The 17,611-nt window shown below is 63.9% G+C and carries 11 protein-coding genes; 4 read left to right on the top strand and 7 right to left on the bottom strand.

Annotated features, from left to right (window positions below; all coding sequences use genetic code 11):
* Window positions 1-13 precede the first annotated feature (13 nt).
* The 4 genes from OQE62_RS04785 to OQE62_RS04800 all read left to right on the top strand — a co-directional run bounded on the left by OQE62_RS04785 (window position 14) and on the right by OQE62_RS04800 (window position 3,966).
* The gene (locus OQE62_RS04785) at window positions 14-778 is read left to right on the top strand and encodes an SDR family NAD(P)-dependent oxidoreductase (RefSeq protein WP_265720859.1); all 765 of its coding nucleotides are present in this window, start codon (window positions 14-16) and stop codon (window positions 776-778) included.
* Window positions 778-1,713, top strand: a complete 936-nt coding sequence (locus OQE62_RS04790) for a 2-dehydro-3-deoxygalactonokinase (RefSeq protein WP_265720860.1) — start codon at window positions 778-780, stop codon at window positions 1,711-1,713. Before OQE62_RS04785 ends, OQE62_RS04790 begins: the two co-directional genes overlap by 1 nt.
* On the top strand, window positions 1,694-2,305 hold the full coding sequence (locus tag OQE62_RS04795) for a 2-dehydro-3-deoxy-6-phosphogalactonate aldolase (RefSeq protein ID WP_265720861.1): 612 nt from the start codon (window positions 1,694-1,696) through the stop codon (window positions 2,303-2,305). The genes OQE62_RS04790 and OQE62_RS04795 overlap by 20 nt, the downstream gene beginning before the upstream one ends.
* 80 nt (window positions 2,306-2,385) lie before the next feature.
* Window positions 2,386-3,966: a sodium/sugar symporter gene (locus tag OQE62_RS04800; protein ID WP_265720862.1), complete on the top strand. Its 1,581-nt coding sequence runs from the start codon at window positions 2,386-2,388 to the stop codon at window positions 3,964-3,966.
* A gap of 258 nt (window positions 3,967-4,224) precedes the next feature.
* Here the strand turns inward: OQE62_RS04800 and OQE62_RS04805 are convergent, their stop codons facing one another.
* The 7 genes from OQE62_RS04805 to OQE62_RS04835 form a co-directional block, all read right to left on the bottom strand.
* Complete coding sequence (locus OQE62_RS04805; protein ID WP_322746560.1) at window positions 4,225-6,984, bottom strand: cellulose binding domain-containing protein; 2,760 nt, start codon at window positions 6,982-6,984, stop codon at window positions 4,225-4,227.
* A 385-nt stretch (window positions 6,985-7,369) separates the two neighbouring features.
* Window positions 7,370-10,537: a glycoside hydrolase family 3 N-terminal domain-containing protein gene (locus tag OQE62_RS04810; protein WP_265720863.1), complete on the bottom strand. Its 3,168-nt coding sequence runs from the start codon at window positions 10,535-10,537 to the stop codon at window positions 7,370-7,372.
* A 98-nt stretch (window positions 10,538-10,635) separates the two neighbouring features.
* The gene (locus OQE62_RS04815) at window positions 10,636-12,423 is read right to left on the bottom strand and encodes an IlvD/Edd family dehydratase (protein ID WP_265720864.1); all 1,788 of its coding nucleotides are present in this window, start codon (window positions 12,421-12,423) and stop codon (window positions 10,636-10,638) included.
* A gap of 152 nt (window positions 12,424-12,575) precedes the next feature.
* Window positions 12,576-13,772, bottom strand: coding sequence for a fumarylacetoacetate hydrolase family protein (locus OQE62_RS04820; protein WP_265720865.1), 1,197 nt, complete (start codon window positions 13,770-13,772; stop codon window positions 12,576-12,578).
* A gap of 107 nt (window positions 13,773-13,879) precedes the next feature.
* A complete protein-coding gene (locus OQE62_RS04825; RefSeq protein WP_265720866.1) occupies window positions 13,880-14,767 on the bottom strand; it encodes an SMP-30/gluconolactonase/LRE family protein in 888 nt (295 codons plus the stop codon).
* A 2-nt stretch (window positions 14,768-14,769) separates the two neighbouring features.
* The gene (locus OQE62_RS04830; RefSeq protein ID WP_265720867.1) at window positions 14,770-16,215 is read right to left on the bottom strand and encodes a sugar porter family MFS transporter; all 1,446 of its coding nucleotides are present in this window, start codon (window positions 16,213-16,215) and stop codon (window positions 14,770-14,772) included.
* 321 nt (window positions 16,216-16,536) lie between these two features.
* Complete coding sequence (locus tag OQE62_RS04835) at window positions 16,537-17,574, bottom strand: LacI family DNA-binding transcriptional regulator (RefSeq protein WP_265720868.1); 1,038 nt, start codon at window positions 17,572-17,574, stop codon at window positions 16,537-16,539.
* Window positions 17,575-17,611: the final 37 nt, after the last annotated feature.

A 17,611-nucleotide genomic window follows, 5' to 3' on the forward strand; every position in this document is an offset into this window, starting at 1 on the left:
TCTGGAGTAGAGCATGAACAGGGCCAGTTACCCCGACCTGCGCGACAACGCGATCTTTATCACCGGCGGCGGTTCCGGCATCGGCGCCGCCTTTGTGCGCGCCTTCTGTCGCCAGGGCGCGCGGGTTGCCTTTGTCTCCCTGGACGCCGACAAGGCACAGCGACTCTGCAGCGAAGTGGAAGAAGAAACCGGCAGCGCCCCCTTTTTCCAGCGCTGCGATATCGGCGATGTGGAGCACCTGCAGTCCTGTATGGAAACGGCCGCACAGCGGCTCGGCAGCATCCGCGTACTGATCAATAATGCCGCCCGGGATACCCGCCACCAGCTGGAAAAATTCACCCCCCGGGAATGGGATGAATCCCTCAGTACCAATCTGCGTCCGCATTTCTTTACCGCACAGGCCGCCGCAGCGGGGATGCGCGAGCTGGGCGGTGGCAGCATCATCAATGTAGGTTCCAACTCCGCGCTGCTGGGGCTCTCTGGCTACCCGGCCTACGTCGCCGCCAAAGCGGGTATCGTCGGGCTGAGCAAAGCGCTGGCGCGGGAGCTGGGGCCGGACAATATCCGCGTCAATGCACTGATTCCCGGCTGGGTGATGACCGAACGGCAGAGAGAGCTGTGGGTCACCGAGGAGGCACTGCGGGAATGCCTGGATCAACAGTGCCTGAAATCCACCATCGGCGAACAGGACTGTGCCGACAGCGCCCTGTTCCTCGCCTCCGATGCCTCCCGCATGATCACGGCACAATCGCTGGTGGTGGACGGGGGGCGCGCCTGATGCAACGGATTGTGGTGGACTGGGGCACGACCAATATCCGCGCCCACCTGATTGACGACGACGGCCGCGCACTGGTGAGCCGCAGCGGCGAGTGCGGCGTGCAGCGCTGCGACGGCGACTACGCCGCGGTGCTGGGGGAATACTGCAGCGACTGGCAACACCGTTGGCCGGGAATCCCCACCTACCTCTGCGGCATGATCGGCAGTCGCACCGGCTGGCAGGAAACGCCCTACGTGCCCTGCCCGGTCGAGCCGCCGGCACTGGCAGCCGGCCTGAAACCCCTCGCCGGCCGCGACAATATTTTTTTCGTGCCGGGGGTACAGTGCCGCACGCCGGCCGGCACACCGGATGTCATGCGCGGCGAGGAATGCCAGGTGCTCGGCGCACTGGCAATCAGTGGACTGGACGACGGCGTCTTGATACTGCCCGGTACCCACAGTAAATGGGTGCGCGTCCGCGGCGGCCGGATTGTCGATTTTGCGACTTTTTTTACCGGTGAACTCTTTGCCCTGCTGCACCGGCACAGCTCCATCGGTTCGGTGCTGGATGCCGAGTCGATGGATGCCCACAGCTTTGATCGCGGACTGGCGCAGAGCTGCGGGAAAGGCGGCCTGCTACACCAGGTGTTTTCCGCCCGCAGCCGCAGCCTGTGCGAAGATACCGGCGATCAGTCGATGTCCGCCTATCTGTCCGGCATCCTGATCGGCAGCGAGTTCGCCCATGCACTGAGCCTGTTTCCCCCCGCCGGCAAACTGCTGCTGGTGGGCGATCGCAAACTCGGCAACAGCTACCGGCAGGCCGCACAGCATTTCGACCTGCCCCTGCAACCGATCGACCCGGCACTGGCGGTGGTACGGGGAGTGAAAATCATCTGCGATGCAGCGGGCGATCACAGCCAGCAAAAGGAGGCCGCCGGTGCTGAAAGCATTTCTTGAACACTGCCCACTGGTGGCAATTCTCCGCGGTGTTACCCCGAGCGAGGCGGTACCGGTGGCGGAGACACTGCTGGAGTGCGGATTCTCCACGATTGAGGTACCGCTGAACTCACCCGGGGCGCTGGACTCCATAGCCCGGCTCAGCGACCGCTTCGGCCGCGATGCACTGATCGGCGCCGGCACGGTCACCGCCGCCGGGGAAGTGCAGCGGGTGGCAGATGCCGGCGGCCGGCTGATCGTCTCCCCGAACTGCGACACAGCGATCATTGCACAGAGCAAGAAACTGGACCTGGTTTCGCTGCCGGGCTGCTGTACACCCACAGAGGCCTTTGCCGCGCTGGATGCCGGCGCCGATGCAATCAAGCTGTTTCCGGCCACCCTGCTATCACCACAGACAGTCGCCGCACTGCGAGCGGTACTGCCGCCGGTGCCGCTGCTGGCGGTGGGTGGTATCGACGAGCGGGATTTTACCGCCTACCTGGCGGCGGGCGCGGACGGTTTCGGCACCGGCTCCAGCCTCTACCGGCCGGGCAAGGCCCTGGTGGATATCCGGCAAAAGGCGAAGGCCATGATTGCCGCGCTGACTCCGTAGGGTGCGCCGTGCGCACCCTACCAATGAGAAGCCGCCGAAGCGGCAGTGAATAACAATAAGCACGAGAGAAGGTGAGAGCTATGCAACTGGCACCCATCGACCTGCTGATCTTTATCGCCTATGTGGCGATGCTGATTACCATCGGCTACCTCGTATCGAGGGAGAAAAGCGGCCACCAGAAAAATACCCGGGATTATTTCCTCGCCGGCAAGGGGCTGCCCTGGTGGGCCGTAGGCGCCTCACTGATTGCGGCCAATATTTCCGCCGAGCAGATTATCGGCATGTCCGGTTCGGGCTATGCAATCGGCCTGGCCATCGCCTCCTACGAGTGGATAGGGGCCATCACGCTGATCCTGGTCGGCAAGTATTTCCTGCCGGTATTCGTGCGCAAGAAAATCTACACCATGCCGCAGTTCCTGGAACAGCGTTACGACAGCCGGGTGAAAGTGGTGATGGCCACCTTCTGGCTGGGTGTCTATGTGTTCGTGAACCTGACCTCCGTACTGTGGCTGGGCGCCCTGGCGATCAACGCCATCGCCGGCGTCGAACTGCTATCCGGGCTGCTGTTCCTGGGCCTGTTTTCCGCCGCCTACTCCCTCTACGGCGGTCTCAAGGCGGTGGCGCTGACCGACATCATCCAGGTGGTACTGCTGGTTCTCGGCGGGCTCGTGCTTTCCTACCTGGCACTGGACATGATTTCCGATGGGCGCGGTGTCCTCGCCGGCTTCGCGGAACTCACGCAGAGAGCACCGGAGAAGTTCGACATGATTCTGTCGAAGGACAATCCCCACTACATGAGCCTGCCGGGCCTGTCGGTACTACTTGGCGGTATGTGGGTGGTGAATTTCGCCTACTGGGGCTTCAACCAGTACATCATCCAGCGGGCACTGGCGGCGAAATCTGTTGAAGAGGGCCAGAAGGGCATCGCCTTCGCCGCCTACCTGAAGCTGCTGATGCCGCTGATCGTGGTGCTGCCGGGGATCGCCGCGGCGGTATTGATTCCGGAACTGGAGCGGCCGGACCAGGCCTATCCGCAGCTGATGAACCTGATGCCGGTGGGTTTCAAGGGGCTGGTATTCGCGGCGCTGGTGGCCGCCATCGTCTCTTCGCTTTCCTCGATGACCAACAGTATCTCCACCATCTTCACCATGGATATCTATTCGCGCTACCAGCCGCAGAGAAGCGAGCAACACTATGTGCGCGTGGGGCGCACCGCCAGCCTCGCGGCCCTGGTGCTGGGTACCATCTGCGCACAGCCGTTGCTGGGCCAGTTCGAGCAGGCCTTCCAGTATATCCAGGAATTCACCGGCTTCTTTACGCCGGGCATTACGGTGCTGTTCGTACTCGGCGTCTTTTGGCCGCGCGCCACTGCCAACGGCGCCCTGGTGGCCGCTATCGGCTCCGCGCTGCTGTCCCTGGTCCTGTGGAAATGGTGGCCGGAACTGCCGTTTATCGACCGTATGGGACTGGTATTCCTGATCTGCCTGGCGCTGGCGGTGATCGTGTCCCTGTTTGAAAACCGCGACCAGGTCCACACCGACAGTGGCGGCGGCGAAGTGGTGGCCACGGGCGAAATCAATTTCGCCACCAGCCAGAGTTTCAACCTGGCCGCGCTGGGTGTCACGCTGGTATTGATCGCGCTTTACGCCACCTGGTGGTAGAAGAGCTATTCGATCACTTTCTACAGGCAAAAAAGGGCCGGTAGTGCGCCGCAATGCTGTTCACTTAACGAATTTGCGGGCAAAGGTGTCGATGCCGGGTGCGGTCTTGCGAGACCTTCTGCGAGAGGGACCTCGCAGAAGAGCCCCCAGGGATGGGTTCACGGCGTGTCTCGCAAGACCGTACCCGGTAGCGACACCGCCACTTAGCAAGCTAAGTGAACGGCATTGCGCCGGCCCTTTCTGTTTTCACAGGTTCGGTTACTGCGCCGTACAGATTACCGCATCCAGGTTGCCCGGATTGCCCTGTACCCCGAAGTTGGCAGTCGCACCGGGTTGCAGGCTGCCGTTGTAACCCACACTGCCGCCACTCAGCAGGCTGCCGCTGGTGGCACCCAGGTCGATGCCCCAGGAATTGGTGACGGTCACGGACTGGCCGAAATCCATCTCCACCGTCCAGCCATCTACCGGCTGGCTGCCGTTGTTGGTAACGGTAAAGTCCTGCACGAAGCCACCGCCCCAATCGTTGGACGAATCGGCACTGCAGGCGAGGTCGCCGGTACCGCCGGAACTGGAGGAAGACGAACTGCTGGAGCTGGACGAGCTGCTCGAACTGGAGGAACTACTACTCGAAGAGCTACTGCTGGATGAGCTCGAGCTGGACGAAGAGCTGCTGCTCGACGAACTGGAACTGCTGGACGAGGAGGACCCCGATCCGCCGTCCACCGGGTCCGCGTAAAACAGGCCGCGGCCGTTGGTACCCAGGTAGACCCGGCCGTAGACGCGCGGGTCGCCGGTTATGGCCTCGCCCATATTGCCGTACTGGTGTTGATCGTCGTTGATGCGTACCCAGTTGTCGCCCTCCTCGGTGGAGCGGAATACACCGGTGACACCGTCCACGGTCCCCACCAGGTAGAGCGTCTGGTAGGTGGCCCCCGGGGCAGCGGCGCCGAGCCCGATATTCACCCCTTCGCCGACACTCGCGATGCGCTCGAAACTGGCACCGGAATCGGTGGAGCGCCACAGGCCGGTCGCAGTGGATTCGTCGGCATCCACACCGCCACCGGCGAGCCAGATATGCCCCTCCAGTCCGGGCGCGGCGAGAAACTTGCCGGATTCCGGCAGGCCACTGGCCGCGGTGGCCGCGAAAGTGGCGCCGCCATCGGTGGAGACATAAAAGCTGCCTTCCGCGAGCGCGTAAAACTTATCCGCGTTTACCCGGTCACTTTCAATCCGCGCGCCCTCCGGGACACCGCTGGCGGCACTCCAGGAACTGCCGAAGGTAGTGGAGTAATGCACCGCGGCGCCTTCCGGACTCCAGACGATGCTGCCGCCGTCCGCACCGAGGGCCACATTGCCGCCGCCGGTAACGCCCGCCGGCTCCTGCGGCTGCCACCAACTATCGCCGGCGGAAGTGGAGACACCGATGTGCGCCTCATCCGCATTGCCGACCCGTACCATGGTGGACGGGTCCAGCGCGGCGAAGTCGATACCGGTGGTGCTGGTGAGATACGGCATCTGGTACATCAGGTCCGGCACCGCATCCAGGTCGGTGTGTTTGAAGCCGCCGATATCGCCCAGCGCGGAAAATACCGGTGCGTCACCACTGGGCGGGCTGGCGAGATCCAGCACCGCGGTTTCCTCCAGCCCCTCGATCATCGGCTCGACGGTAATCACACCGCCGGCATCCCAGTTGGTGAGATCGTTGGAGCCGTAAATGGTGGCGCCGGTACCGTACATGAACCGGTTGGAATCGTGCGGATCGATTTCCACCGACTCGTTCATCCAGCCGAGTTTCAATGCCTCTTCCGGCGGTTGCGGATTGGCGCCCAAGTCCAGCCAGGGCACGCTGCTGATATCCATGGTGTAGCGCTTGGTGCGCTCCGGATAGGCGCCCCACTCCCAGATACGGGTCCAGCTTTCACCGCCGTCGGTACTGCGGAAGTGAATCATGTCCGGCCACCAGGAGTTCAGCGAGGCCACCATGATGGTGTCGGGATTCTGGCGGTCGATGGTCAGGCCGGAGAAACCGAAGTAGAGATCGTCGCCGTCGACCGGGGTGATATCGGTCCAGCTCTCGGCGGCGGCGTCGAATTTCCACACCGCGCCGTCCTCGCCGTCGTAGGGGCCGCCGGTATCGCTGGTGGCCACATACAGCTGGCCGTTGACCTCGTCGTAGACGCCCTTGTGGGGAATGTAACCCGCCGGCGCACCGGGAATCGCTTCCCAGGTGGCGCCGCCGTCGGTGGAGCGGTAGAGGGATTCCCCCTTGTCCGCCACGCCCACATAAATGACGTCACTGCCCTGGCCCGGTGTACCCGACGAGGGATCGAAGGTGACCCAGACCACCCCCTGCAACTGGTTGAAGTAGTTGTTGGGATCTTCCGGATCCTGGGCGTAGCTGCCGGGATTGGGGAAGTCGCTCACCTCGGACCAGGTGACGCCGTAATCGGTGCTGCGCCAGAGCCCGTTGCCGCCTTCGGCACCGTAGTAAAGGGTGCTGTTGTCGTTGGGGTCGATGCGCAACCGCTCCCCCATGCCGCGGCCGGGCATATTGCCGCCCACCTTGAACGGCAGCTCGGTCACGGCCCAGGTTTCGCCGCGATCGGTCGAGCGGGCGATGGCGCCGTTGTTGGGATCCCAGCTGTTGGTGTACATACCCAGCGCCGCGTAGACGTGGTCGGTATCCACCGGGTCCGTGGCCAGGCTCATGACACCGTTCCAGCCCCAGTTTTCCCAGCCGATCCAGTCGAGCAGCGGCTTCCACTGCTGCTCGGTTTCATTCCAGCGGTAGGCGCCGCCAATATCCGTGCGCGCGTAGATCAGGTCCGGCTCGGTGCGGTTGAAGATGATGCCCGGCACAAAGCCGCCGCCATCGATACGCACATTCTGCCACTGGTACTCTTCCTGCGGCGCCGCGATGGCACCACCGGCGATCAGCGCAAAAGCACTGGCCTGCAACAGACCGCGGCACAGAGCCCGCAGGCCGCTGCACCCGTTCTTTATCCGTATATCTCTCATCGATCTATCCTTTTGTTGGTTTTATTCGGCCGATACTGCATTTGGCTCTTGTGAAGCCCCCGGAAACAAACCGAAGGGCGCAATGCGCGCGCAATAGAGGACGACAACAAACGAAAGGATGAAAGAATGGTTTCAGCCATCTCGCCTTCATCACACATTGCGCACACAAACGGATCTTGCAGCGGCAATACCGCTGCAAAATTCATTGCATTTTTCAGTCACAATGGTGCAAAAGTAAGTTGACTGCTTTTTTATATTTTTTTGATGCTAGGCCGCCATGGATGGCAGTCATGCAGATCACGCATGGAGCAGTTATCTGCCACGGTGCACCCTACGGACCTGTAGAAGCCCCATTCCGCGAGCGAGTACCGCGGCGACCGCTGTGTCACTCCCCCAGCAGCCTGGCCAGTGTCGGCTCCATGGCCTCGGCCCAGATTTGGTAACCGCGCTCGTTCGGGTGCAGGAAGTCGGGCATGATCTCTTCTGTCAGTTTTCCATCCTCTGTCAGGAATTCGTTGTAGATTTCCCGATAGAAGATATGCTCGTTGTCGGCGTAGCCGGCGATGATTTCGTTGACCTCCCGATTTATTTGGCGCATGTGCGTACCCGGTTCCTGATCGCGGGGGAAGATGCCCAGCAACAGGATTTTCATCTGCGGCTGGCGCTGGCGCAGTTCGTCCAGCACTGCGCGGATACCGGCGGCGGTGAGTTCCGGATCCTCGCGGCGGTGACTGGTATTGTTGGTGCCGATCAGTACCACGCCGACTTCCGGTTCGATATGGTCGACTTCGCCGTTCCGCAGGCGCCAGAGCAGGTTTTCCGTGCGGTCGCCGCCGAAGCCCAGGTTCAGCGCATTGCGGTCGCCGTAGTATTCCTCCCACACGGCCTTGCCCTGGTTGGCCCAGCCTTCGGTAATAGAATCGCCGATCATCAGCAGGTCGATATCGCGCTTTTTCAGCATCGCCAGCTTCTCCTTGTGTCGGGGCAACCACCAGTCCCGCGCCCAGTAGGTGTCGAGCATCGCCGGGGTGACGGAGAGCTTGCGATAGTCGGGGCAACTCTCGCTGGCCTCGCCGCTTTTCTCCATCCGCACATTGGCCACCGCCACCTGGCCCTGGCCGCCGGCGCGCAGTGAGAAGGGGACGGTGACTTTCGAGAAGTCGTCGCCTTCGCGTACAAAACAGCTCAGGCTGTAGCTTCTGCGGTGCCAGCCCTTATCTTCCCCGTCGAGCTCCACACTGCGTTCACAGTTCTCGCCGCACTGCAGCGCCAGTGCCAGGTCCCCGTCTTCGAGGTCGTCCACTTTCAGGTCGAAAGACAGTACGCCCTCGTCGATGTAGTTGCTCAGGTCCAGCGGGCCGCCGTGCTCGAGACTGAGGCGGGCCAGCCAGGTATCGCGCCATTTGAAGGTGAGTGCATCTTCCTGCACCTCTTTGTCACTGGTCACCACAGTGACGCGCCCACTGGGCAGTTTGGCGAAGGCGCCGCTCAGCATCTGGTCCTGCTCGAAGTCCGCGATCTGCACCCCCCAGGGCTGCATCGGCCGGCCGACATAGAGATCGTATTTCGTGGGTTCGCCGCGCATCAGGCCGGGCACATTTTCGGCGAGGTTTTCCGGCCCGGTTTCGCCGGACCGGTAATCCAGGCCGTCGCCATAGGCGAACAGCGGATCGTAATCCGGGTGTTGCGGGTTGAGGCGACCCTGCAGCGGCAGTTTCGGCCAGGAGAACGACAGGCGCCCGTTGAAGTCGTGGCGCGGCTCGCCGTCTTCGCCGGCGACAATCACATCCGCCACACCGGCGCCTTCGGTGCCCGGCAGCCAGGCGGCGACAAAGGCATCGGAGGCGTTCAGTTCCGGGTTGACCCAGCGCGGACGGCCGGACAGGAACACGGACACCACCGGGATATCCGCGCTGCGGAATTTTTTCAGCAGTGCCAGGCTGTCTTTTTTGCCGGCCTCGAATTCCAGCGAGTTGAGATCGCCCTGCCCTTCCGCATAGGGCGTCTCGCCGAATACCACCACCGCCGCATCCGGTTTTTTTTCGAACTGGCCGTCTTCGGACAGCTGCGCGCTGCCGCCGGCCGTTTCCACCGCGTTTTTGATTCCCGCATAAATGGAAGTGGCGCCGGGGAATTTTTCGTTGGCAATACCGGCCCCCTGCCAGCTGACACTCCAGCCGCCGGACTGCATGGCAATACTGTCCGCACCGGGGCCGGCGACGAGAACCTCCTGCCCGGGATCCAGCGGCAGAATACCGTCGCGGTTTTTCAGCAGCACCAGGCTCTCGCGCACGGCGCGGCGTGCCAGCCTGCGGTGTTCGGCACTGCCGACCACGGATTCGTCGCCGGCCAGCGCGCGCGCGGACGGCTTCCGTTCAAACAGGCCCGCGCGCAACTTGACCCGCAGGATGCGACGCACCGCATCGTCCAGGCGCGCCTCGGAAATTTCGCCGCTGCGCACCTGTGCCAGGGTGTTGGCGATCATGGCCTTCCAGTCGTAGGTGACCATCAGCAGGTCGATGCCGGCGTTGATCGCCTGCGCACAGCTATCGTTGGTGCAACCGGGTACCTGGCCGTGGCCGTTCCAGTCGCCCACCACCAGGCCGTCGAAGCCCATGCGCTTTTTCAGCACCTCAGTGAGCAGGTATTCGCTGCCGTGGGTCTTCTCCCCGTTCCAGGAAGAAAAGCTGGCCATGATGGTCTGGACACCGCTCTCGATGGCCGCCGGGTAGCCGGCGTTGTGGATGTCGATCAGCTCCCTTTCATCGATGCGGGCATCGCCCTGGTCGTCGCCTTCAAGGGTGCCACCGTCGGCGAGGAAATGTTTGGCGGAGGCCAGCACGCGATTTTCTGCGAGGAATTCACCGGAACCGGCGTCGCCCTGCAGGCCCTCCACCATGGCCGCGGCGTATTCGCGCACCAGTGCGGGATTTTCGCTGTAGCTCTCGTAGGTGCGACCCCAGAAATCGTTTTGGGCCACCGCCAGGGTCGGAGCGAAAACCCATTCCACGCCGGTGGTGCGCACCTCTTTCGCGGTGGCGGCGCCGATGGCTTTCACCAGTTCCGGGTCACCGGCGGCGCCGAGGCCGATATTGTGCGGAAACAGGGTGGCACCCAGCAGGTTGCCATTGCCGTGTACCGCGTCCGTGCCCCAGAAAACCGGTATTGCGGTGCCGCCGTCGGCGGTGTCCATGGAGGCTTCCCAGTAGGCGTCCGCCAGTGCCAGCCAGTCGTCCGGGCCGGCCTCGCTGTCGCGGTTGGGCATGGAGCCGCCGCCGTTCAGCACCGAGCCGATATGGTATTTCCTTACCTGCTCCGGCGTGATCGACTGGATTTCCGGCTGCATGATCTGGCCGACCTTTTCCTCCAGGGTCATTTTTTCCAGCAGGGATTCGGCGCGGCGCTCGATGGTCGGGTCGGTGGCGGGGCTGGAGGCTTTTGGCCATAAATCCAGGTTCCGCGTTGGTTCCTGCGCGAAAGCGGCGGTGGGGAGCAGCAAGGCTGCGGAGAGAATTGTGGATAAGGTCTTTTCGCTTAGGCTTTTTTTGATCATCGCGGTTTCTATTTTTATTTTCCGGTTTCGGTGGCGCGGCGACTGCCCTCTCCCCCAGCCCCTCTCCCGGAGGGAGAAGGGAGCTCGCTGTTCGAGCTCTAGTGGGAATTTCGGGGAGTGCCGTGGGTTTCGACGATGCGGATATGTTCCTCATCCATTTTCATATCGCCGCCTTCATCCAACTGGGTGACGTGGTTGCGATAGATTTCCTGCCAGGGGGTCTGATTGACCAGTTGCGGCGGCGGCAGGTCGGCGCGGCGGCGTTGCAGTTCCTCTTCGCTTACCAGCACGTCGACGCGGTTGTTGTTCAGGTCCACCTGCACCCGGTCGTCGGTCTGCAGCAGCGCCAGCCCGCCGCCGGCGGCGGCCTCCGGCGAGGCGTTCAGGATCGACGGGCTGGCGGAGGTGCCGCTCTGGCGGCCGTCGCCGATACAGGGCAGGCCGGTGACGCCGCGCTTGATCAGGTAGTCCGGCGGGCGCATGTTCACCACCTCGGCGGAGCCGGGGTAACCCAGCGGACCGCAGTTGCGGATTACCAGGATGCAGTGCTCGTCCATTTCCAGCGCCGGGTCGTCGATGCGGTGGTGGTAGTCCTCCGGCCCCTCGAACACGATGGCGCGGCCCCGCAGTACATTCGGGTGTTCCGGATTCTGCAGGTAGTGTTCGCGGAAGCTGTCGCCGATCACGGATTTTTTCATGATGGCGCTGTCGAACAGATTGCCGCGCATCACCGCAAAGCCGGCGTTTTCCATCAGCGGCTGCGTGTAGGGCAGGATCACTTTTTCGTTGCGCGGTACCTGCTCGCCGTAGAGTTCGCCCAGGGTCTTGCCGCTGACATTGCGGCAACTGCCGTCGGCGACGCCGGCGCGCAGCAGTTCGCCCATCACCGCTGGCACGCCGCCGGCGCGATAGAAATCCTCCCCCAGGAATTCGCCCGCGGGCTGGCAGTTCACCAGCAGCGGGATTTCCTCGCCGTGATCCTGCCAGTCCTCGAGGGACAGCTTCACCCCCAGGCGGTTGGCGATGGCCTGCAGATGCGGCGGCGCATTGGTGGAGCCGCCGATGGCGGAGCAGAGGCGGATGGCGTTGAGGAAGGATTCCCGGGTCATGATATCGGAGGGCTTCAGGTCCTCGAACACCATATCGACGATGCGCTTGCCGGTGTGGAAGGCGATGGCCGGGCGCTCCTTGTAGGTCGCGGGAATCGCCGCACAGCCGGGCAGCGACATGCCCATCGCTTCCGCCAGGCTGTTCATGGTCAGCGCCGTGCCCATGGTGTTGCAGTGGCCGACGCTGGGTGCGGAAGCGGTGACATTGTCCATGAACTGTTCGTAGTCGATATCGCCGCGGGCGTAGTCCTCGCGGGAGGTCCAGATGATGGAGCCTGATCCCACGCGCTGATCGGTATCCTCGCGCCCCCAACCGTTCAGCATGGGGCCGCCGGACAGCACGATGGCGGGAATATCCACTGCCGCCGCGGCCATCAGGGTGGCCGGCGTGGTCTTGTCGCAGCCGGTGGTCAGCACCACACCGTCGAGCGGGTAGCCGTAGAGGATTTCCACCAGCCCCAGGTAGGCCAGGTTGCGGTCCAGGGCCGCGGTGGGCCTTTTGCCCATCTCGGCGATCGGGTGCACCGGAAACTCGAAAGGCACACCGCCGGCATCGCGGATCCCCTCGCGCACGCGCCGGGCGAGATCCATATGGTGGCGGTTGCAGGGGGTGAGGTCGTTGCCGGTCTGGGCGATACCGATGATGGGCCTGCCGGACTGCAATTCCTCGCGGGTGAGGCCGTAGTTCAGGTAGCGCTCGATATAGATCGCCGTCTGGTCCGGCTGGCTCGGGTCATTGAACCAGTCCGCGCTTCTGAGTTTCCGCTTCGTATTCATAGGTTAAATCATATAATTAATTTCAAGACAATGCAGGGCCCTGAGGGCCCTTTTGGTCGCCGGGAAGAACTTCGCCCGCAAACAGACTCCTACAGCGGGCCTGTGGCCCGCGGGCGGAGCTGGAGCCGCGGTCCCAGGCAGCCCCCAAAAACCTACAGCAGCCCCCTGGCCGCCAGGTTCCGCATCAGCGCGGAGATACCGAATTCCCACTCCGGTGCCTTATCGCTGGTGGTGACAGTATTGCTCAGCGCACCCAGTTTGGGCGAGCTGATACGCACGCGGTCGCCCTCCTTGTGGGTGAAGCCCATGCTCTCATTGTCGCGATCCTGGGTGGGCGCGAACAGGGTGCCGGTAAACAGGGCCACGCCATCCGGGTACTGATGGGTGCGGCCGATGGTCTGCTCCACCAGGTTCAGCGGGTCGCGGCTGATTTCGCTCATGGGGCTGACTTCGCGCAGCGCGAAACCGTCTTCGCCCTCGATCTCCAGGGTCACTTCGGCGGAGCGCACATCGTCGATGGAGAAGGTGTTATCGAACAGGCGGATAAAGGGCCCGATGGCGCAGGAGGCGTTGTTGTCCTTGGCCTTGCCCAGCAGCAGGGCGCTGCGGCCCTCGATATCGCGCAGGTTGACGTCGTTGCCGAGGGTGGCGCCGACGGTCTTGCCGCGGCTGTCGACGATCAGCACCACTTCCGGTTCCGGGTTGTTCCAGGAGGAAACCGGGTGCACCCCCACCTGCTCGCAGGGCCCCACCGACGACAGCGGCTGAGATTTGGTAAACACCTCGGCGAAGGGGCCGATGCCCACTTCCAGGTACTGGGACCAGATACCCGCTTCCTGCAGCGCCGCCTTCAGGGATTCCGCCTCTTCCGAACCGGGCACCACGCCCGAGATATCGCCGCCGATTTTCTCCGCCAGCTTCCCCCGCAGCTCTTTGGCGCGGGCGGGATCGCCGGCGGCGCGCTCCTCGATGACCCGTTCCAGCATGGAACAGACAAAGGTCACACCGCAGGCCTTGATCGCCTGCAGGTCCACCGGCGCGAGGAAGTGCGGCACGGATTCATCGCGCTCCGCCGCCTGTGTATTGCGCAGGATTTCCTCCACGGAGCCGATGCGCTGTGCCCGGCCCAGGTCCGCGCTGTCGGGGCCGAAGCCCGTTTCCAGCAGTTGCGCCAGCGTCGGTGCCAGCGGGCTCAAATCGAAGACGCCGTCTTCGCACAGCCACACCGGGCTGGGGCCGGCGACGCCGGAGGGCGACAGTGCGGCCGGTACCCGGGCGCGGCCCAGCAGCGTGCCGGCCAGGCCGTCTTCCGGCAGGATTTGTGTTTGCGGGTTTTCGTTCGCTGTCATACTTCCATCACTTCCGCTTCGTAAACGTTTACATTCCACCTTGAAAAAATGTGCCGATCGGGCGGGCCTGCGGCCCGCTTGCCGGGCTGGGGCCCGGCGCTCCCGGCTCAGCCGCGGAACAGCGGCTGTTCGACCCCGCGCACACCCGGCTTGCAGCGGAAGAGGCCGCCGGCCAGCGGCTGTTCGGCCAGTTCCCGCTCGCCCAGGCCCTTGCGCGCGGTGGTGATCAGCAGCGTGTCCCGATCCGGGCCGGCGAAGGTGCAGCTGGTGACATTGGCCACCGGCAGTTCGATGCGGCCGATCGCCTCGCCCGCAGGGGAAAAGCGCGTGATGCCCCAGCCGTTCCAGTGGCACTGCCACAGGCAGCCCTCGGCATCCACGGTATGGCCGTCCGGGAAACCGGAATCCTCCGGCAGTTCCAGGAAGACACGCCGATTGTTCGGCCGGCCCTGTGCGTCCAGGTCGAAGGTGTAGACGGTGCGCTTCGGGGTGTCGTTGTGATACATGGTGCGGCCGTCCGGGCTGAAAGCCGGGCCGTTGGTGATCACATAGCCGTCGTCCTGCGCTCGCCACTGCAGGTCGCCGTCCAGGCGGTAGAGGACGCCGGTGGGCTTTTCCTCGCCGTCGTCCATACTGCCGGCCCAGAAGTTGCCGCGGCCGTCCACCTTGCCGTCGTTGAAGCGGTTGCCGGGCAGATCCGCCTCCGGGCCACCCAGGGGATGCACCGCGGCCTCTTCACCGCGCAGGTCGACGGTGGCAAAGCCCTCGCGGAAGGTGCCCACGAAGCCGCCACCGGCCCGCGGCGCCAGTGCGCTGAGCGGGCTGTCGAACTGCCAGCTGCGGCGGTTGCCACCATCGATATCACAGCGGTGCAACTGCATCCGCTTGATATCCACCCAGTAGAGCGCGCGCTCGCGCTCCACCCACAGGGGGCCCTCGCCGAGGGTGGCGCCGGCTTCCCAGATACACTGCAGATCCCGATCGTACTGCTGCATGATCAACCTTCCATCTGTTCCAGTTCGCGGCCGCGGGTCTCGCGCACATATTTACCCACGAAGAAGATCGAGATGGCCGCGGCCAGTGCATAGAGACCGTAGCTGCCGGACAGCTGGATCGAGGCCAGCAGTATCGGGAAGGACAGCGTGATGCCGAAGTTGGCCAGCCACTGCGCCAGGCCGCTGACGGCGAGGCCGGAACCGCGCATCTGGTTGGGGAACATCTCCCCCAGCATGACCCACATCACCGGGCCCCAGGAGGCGTTGAAGAAGACCACATAGGCGTTGGCCGCCAGCAGCGCGACCACGCCGATGCCGTCGGACAGGCTCAGCGAGCCGCTCTCGTCGATGGTGGCCTGGGAGAAGGCCCCGGCCATGATCGCCAGGGTGATCGTCATGCCGATGGAACCGAACCACAGCAGCGGTTTGCGCCCGATCTTGTCCACCAGGATCAGCGCGGTGATCACCGCGGCGATACTCACCGCACCGGAGACCACATTGATCAGCAGCGCGTCGCTCTCGGTAAAGCCCACCGACTGCCATAGCACGGCGCCGTAGTAGAAGACCACATTGATGCCCACCAGTTGCTGGAACACCGCCAGGCCGATACCCACCCAGACGATGGAGCGCAGTTTGCCGCTGGCCGGGTCGAACAGGTCTCTCAGGCTGGGGCGGTGATCCTCCGCCAGGGACTCGCGGATCTCGTCGACTTTCTCACCGCCGGCGCGCTCGCCGAACAGTTTACCCAACACCTTCTCGGCGCCGTCGCCCCGGCCGCTGGCCACCAGAAAGCGCGGGCTCTCGGGAATAAAGTAGAGGCCCACCAGGAAGACCGCTGCCGGGATCAGCTCCATCCAGAACATCCAGCGCCAGGCCTCGAAGCCCATCCAGAATTCGCCGGTGGAGGCGCCGGCCCAGTTGGCGATGACGTAGTTACTGACAAAGGCGCAGAAGAGGCCGCAGATGATCGCCACCTGCTGCACCGTGGCGAGGCGACCGCGATAGGCCGCCGGTGCCACCTCGGCGATGTAGGCCGGCGTCATCACACTGGCGGCGCCCACGGCCAGGCCGCCGAGGATGCGGTAGATCACGAATTCCAGCGAGCCGGTGGCGATACCGGAGCCCCAGGCGGAGACAACAAAGCAGATTGCCGAGACCACGAGCAGCGTCTTGCGACCGAACCTGTCCGCCAGGGAGCCGGCAAAAAAGGCGCCGCCGGCGCAGCCCAGCAACATGGAGGCGACATTGAAGCCGGTGCCGGCGCTGTCGGAGTTGAACGCGGCCTGCAGGCCGTCGACGGTGCCGTTGATTACACCGCTGTCGAAGCCGAACAGGAAACCACCGAGGGTGGCCACGATGCTGATGGCGATCACCATTACATGGTTGGTTTCGGATTGCGCGGCCGTGGGCGCATCGCCCAGTACGGCGCTATCGGTCGTGGGATTCATCTTGTTATTCCCTCACTCACTGTAGCGGCCGCCGTGCGGCCGGTGTTTATTGTTATCGACGCGGTCTTTGAGAAATCGTTTTAGCAACTAGTGGGCCGCGCGTGAAGCTCTGCAACAGAGGGCACAGCCAAAACCGCATCGCCGCCCCATTTATACAATTTCCGGCGCATGTATGTAAACGTTTACATCCAGTTGACGGAAAAACCCGAGTCATTACACCCGCAACAGCCTGCCCTGCAGGCGATGGCAGGCGGCGGTTTTGGCGCGGGCAGCGGCCGCGACGGTGCGCGCGGCGCATCCTGCCCGCCCGCGCATTGCCGCTCACTCCGCCGGCGGCGCCGCGGTGGAGCTGCGCAGCACCAGCCGGTGCGGCACCACCTCCGGCTCGGCGCCGATATCGCCGCCGAGCATGGCGCGGCACAGGCGCTCCATGGTGTGCTCGCCGATCTCCTCGGCGGGCTGGGCCACGGTGGTCAGCGGCGGCGAGGCAGTGGCGGCATAGCGCACATCGTCGAAGCCGACGATGGAAATATCCGCGGGTATTGCCAGGCCGTTGGCGCGGATCTCGTGCATGGCGCCGAGCGCCATTTCGTCGGTGGCACAGAAAATGGCCGTCGGGCGCGGCCGCTGCGCCAGCAGCTCCCGCACCGCGCGCCGGGCGCCATCGATGCTCAGGTCGCCCTCCAGTACCCAGCCGTCATCCACCGCCAGCCCGGCATCTGCCATGGCACCCCGATAGCCGCGCTCGCGATCGCTGGTGAGCAGCGAGTCGCGTGCACCGGAAATGAATGCGATGCGCCGGTGACCGAGGCCGATCAGGTGTCGGGAGGCCTCGCGGGCGGCGCCGACGTTGTCCACACGCACGCTGGGAAAATGGCTCAGTTGCGGTGTCACTGTCTCACAGCCGATCACCACCGGCGGCACGGTGCCATCCGGGCGACGCTCCAGGGCGCTGCTGCCGGCCCCGCCGTCGCGCATGAACGGCGAGATACTGGCCAGCAGGATGATACCGTCCGCCTGCTTGGAGAAGACCATATCGGCGTACTCGTTGAAACCCTCGGTGTTGAACTGGGTTTCGCTGATCAGGATGCTGTAGCCCTCGCGCCGCGCCACGCGCCAGATACCGCGCATCACGCCGGAGAAAAACGGATCGCCCACCTCCGGCAGCACCACCATCACCAGGCTGGTCTTGCCGCGGCGAAAATTGCGCGCGAGGGCATTGCGCGAGAAGCCGGTCTTCTCGATTGCCGCCTGCACCTTGAGGCGGGTCTTCTCCCGCACATGTTCGGGGCTGTTCAGATAGCGGGAGACCGTGGCGATGGAAACGCCGGCTTCTTTGGCAACTTGTTTGATCGACACCTGTGATTTCCTGTGCGAGAGACTTCCGGTCGGGAGT

The sequence above is a fragment of the Microbulbifer halophilus genome, assembly GCF_026183675.1.
Classification (GTDB): Bacteria; Pseudomonadota; Gammaproteobacteria; order Pseudomonadales; family Cellvibrionaceae; genus Microbulbifer; species Microbulbifer halophilus.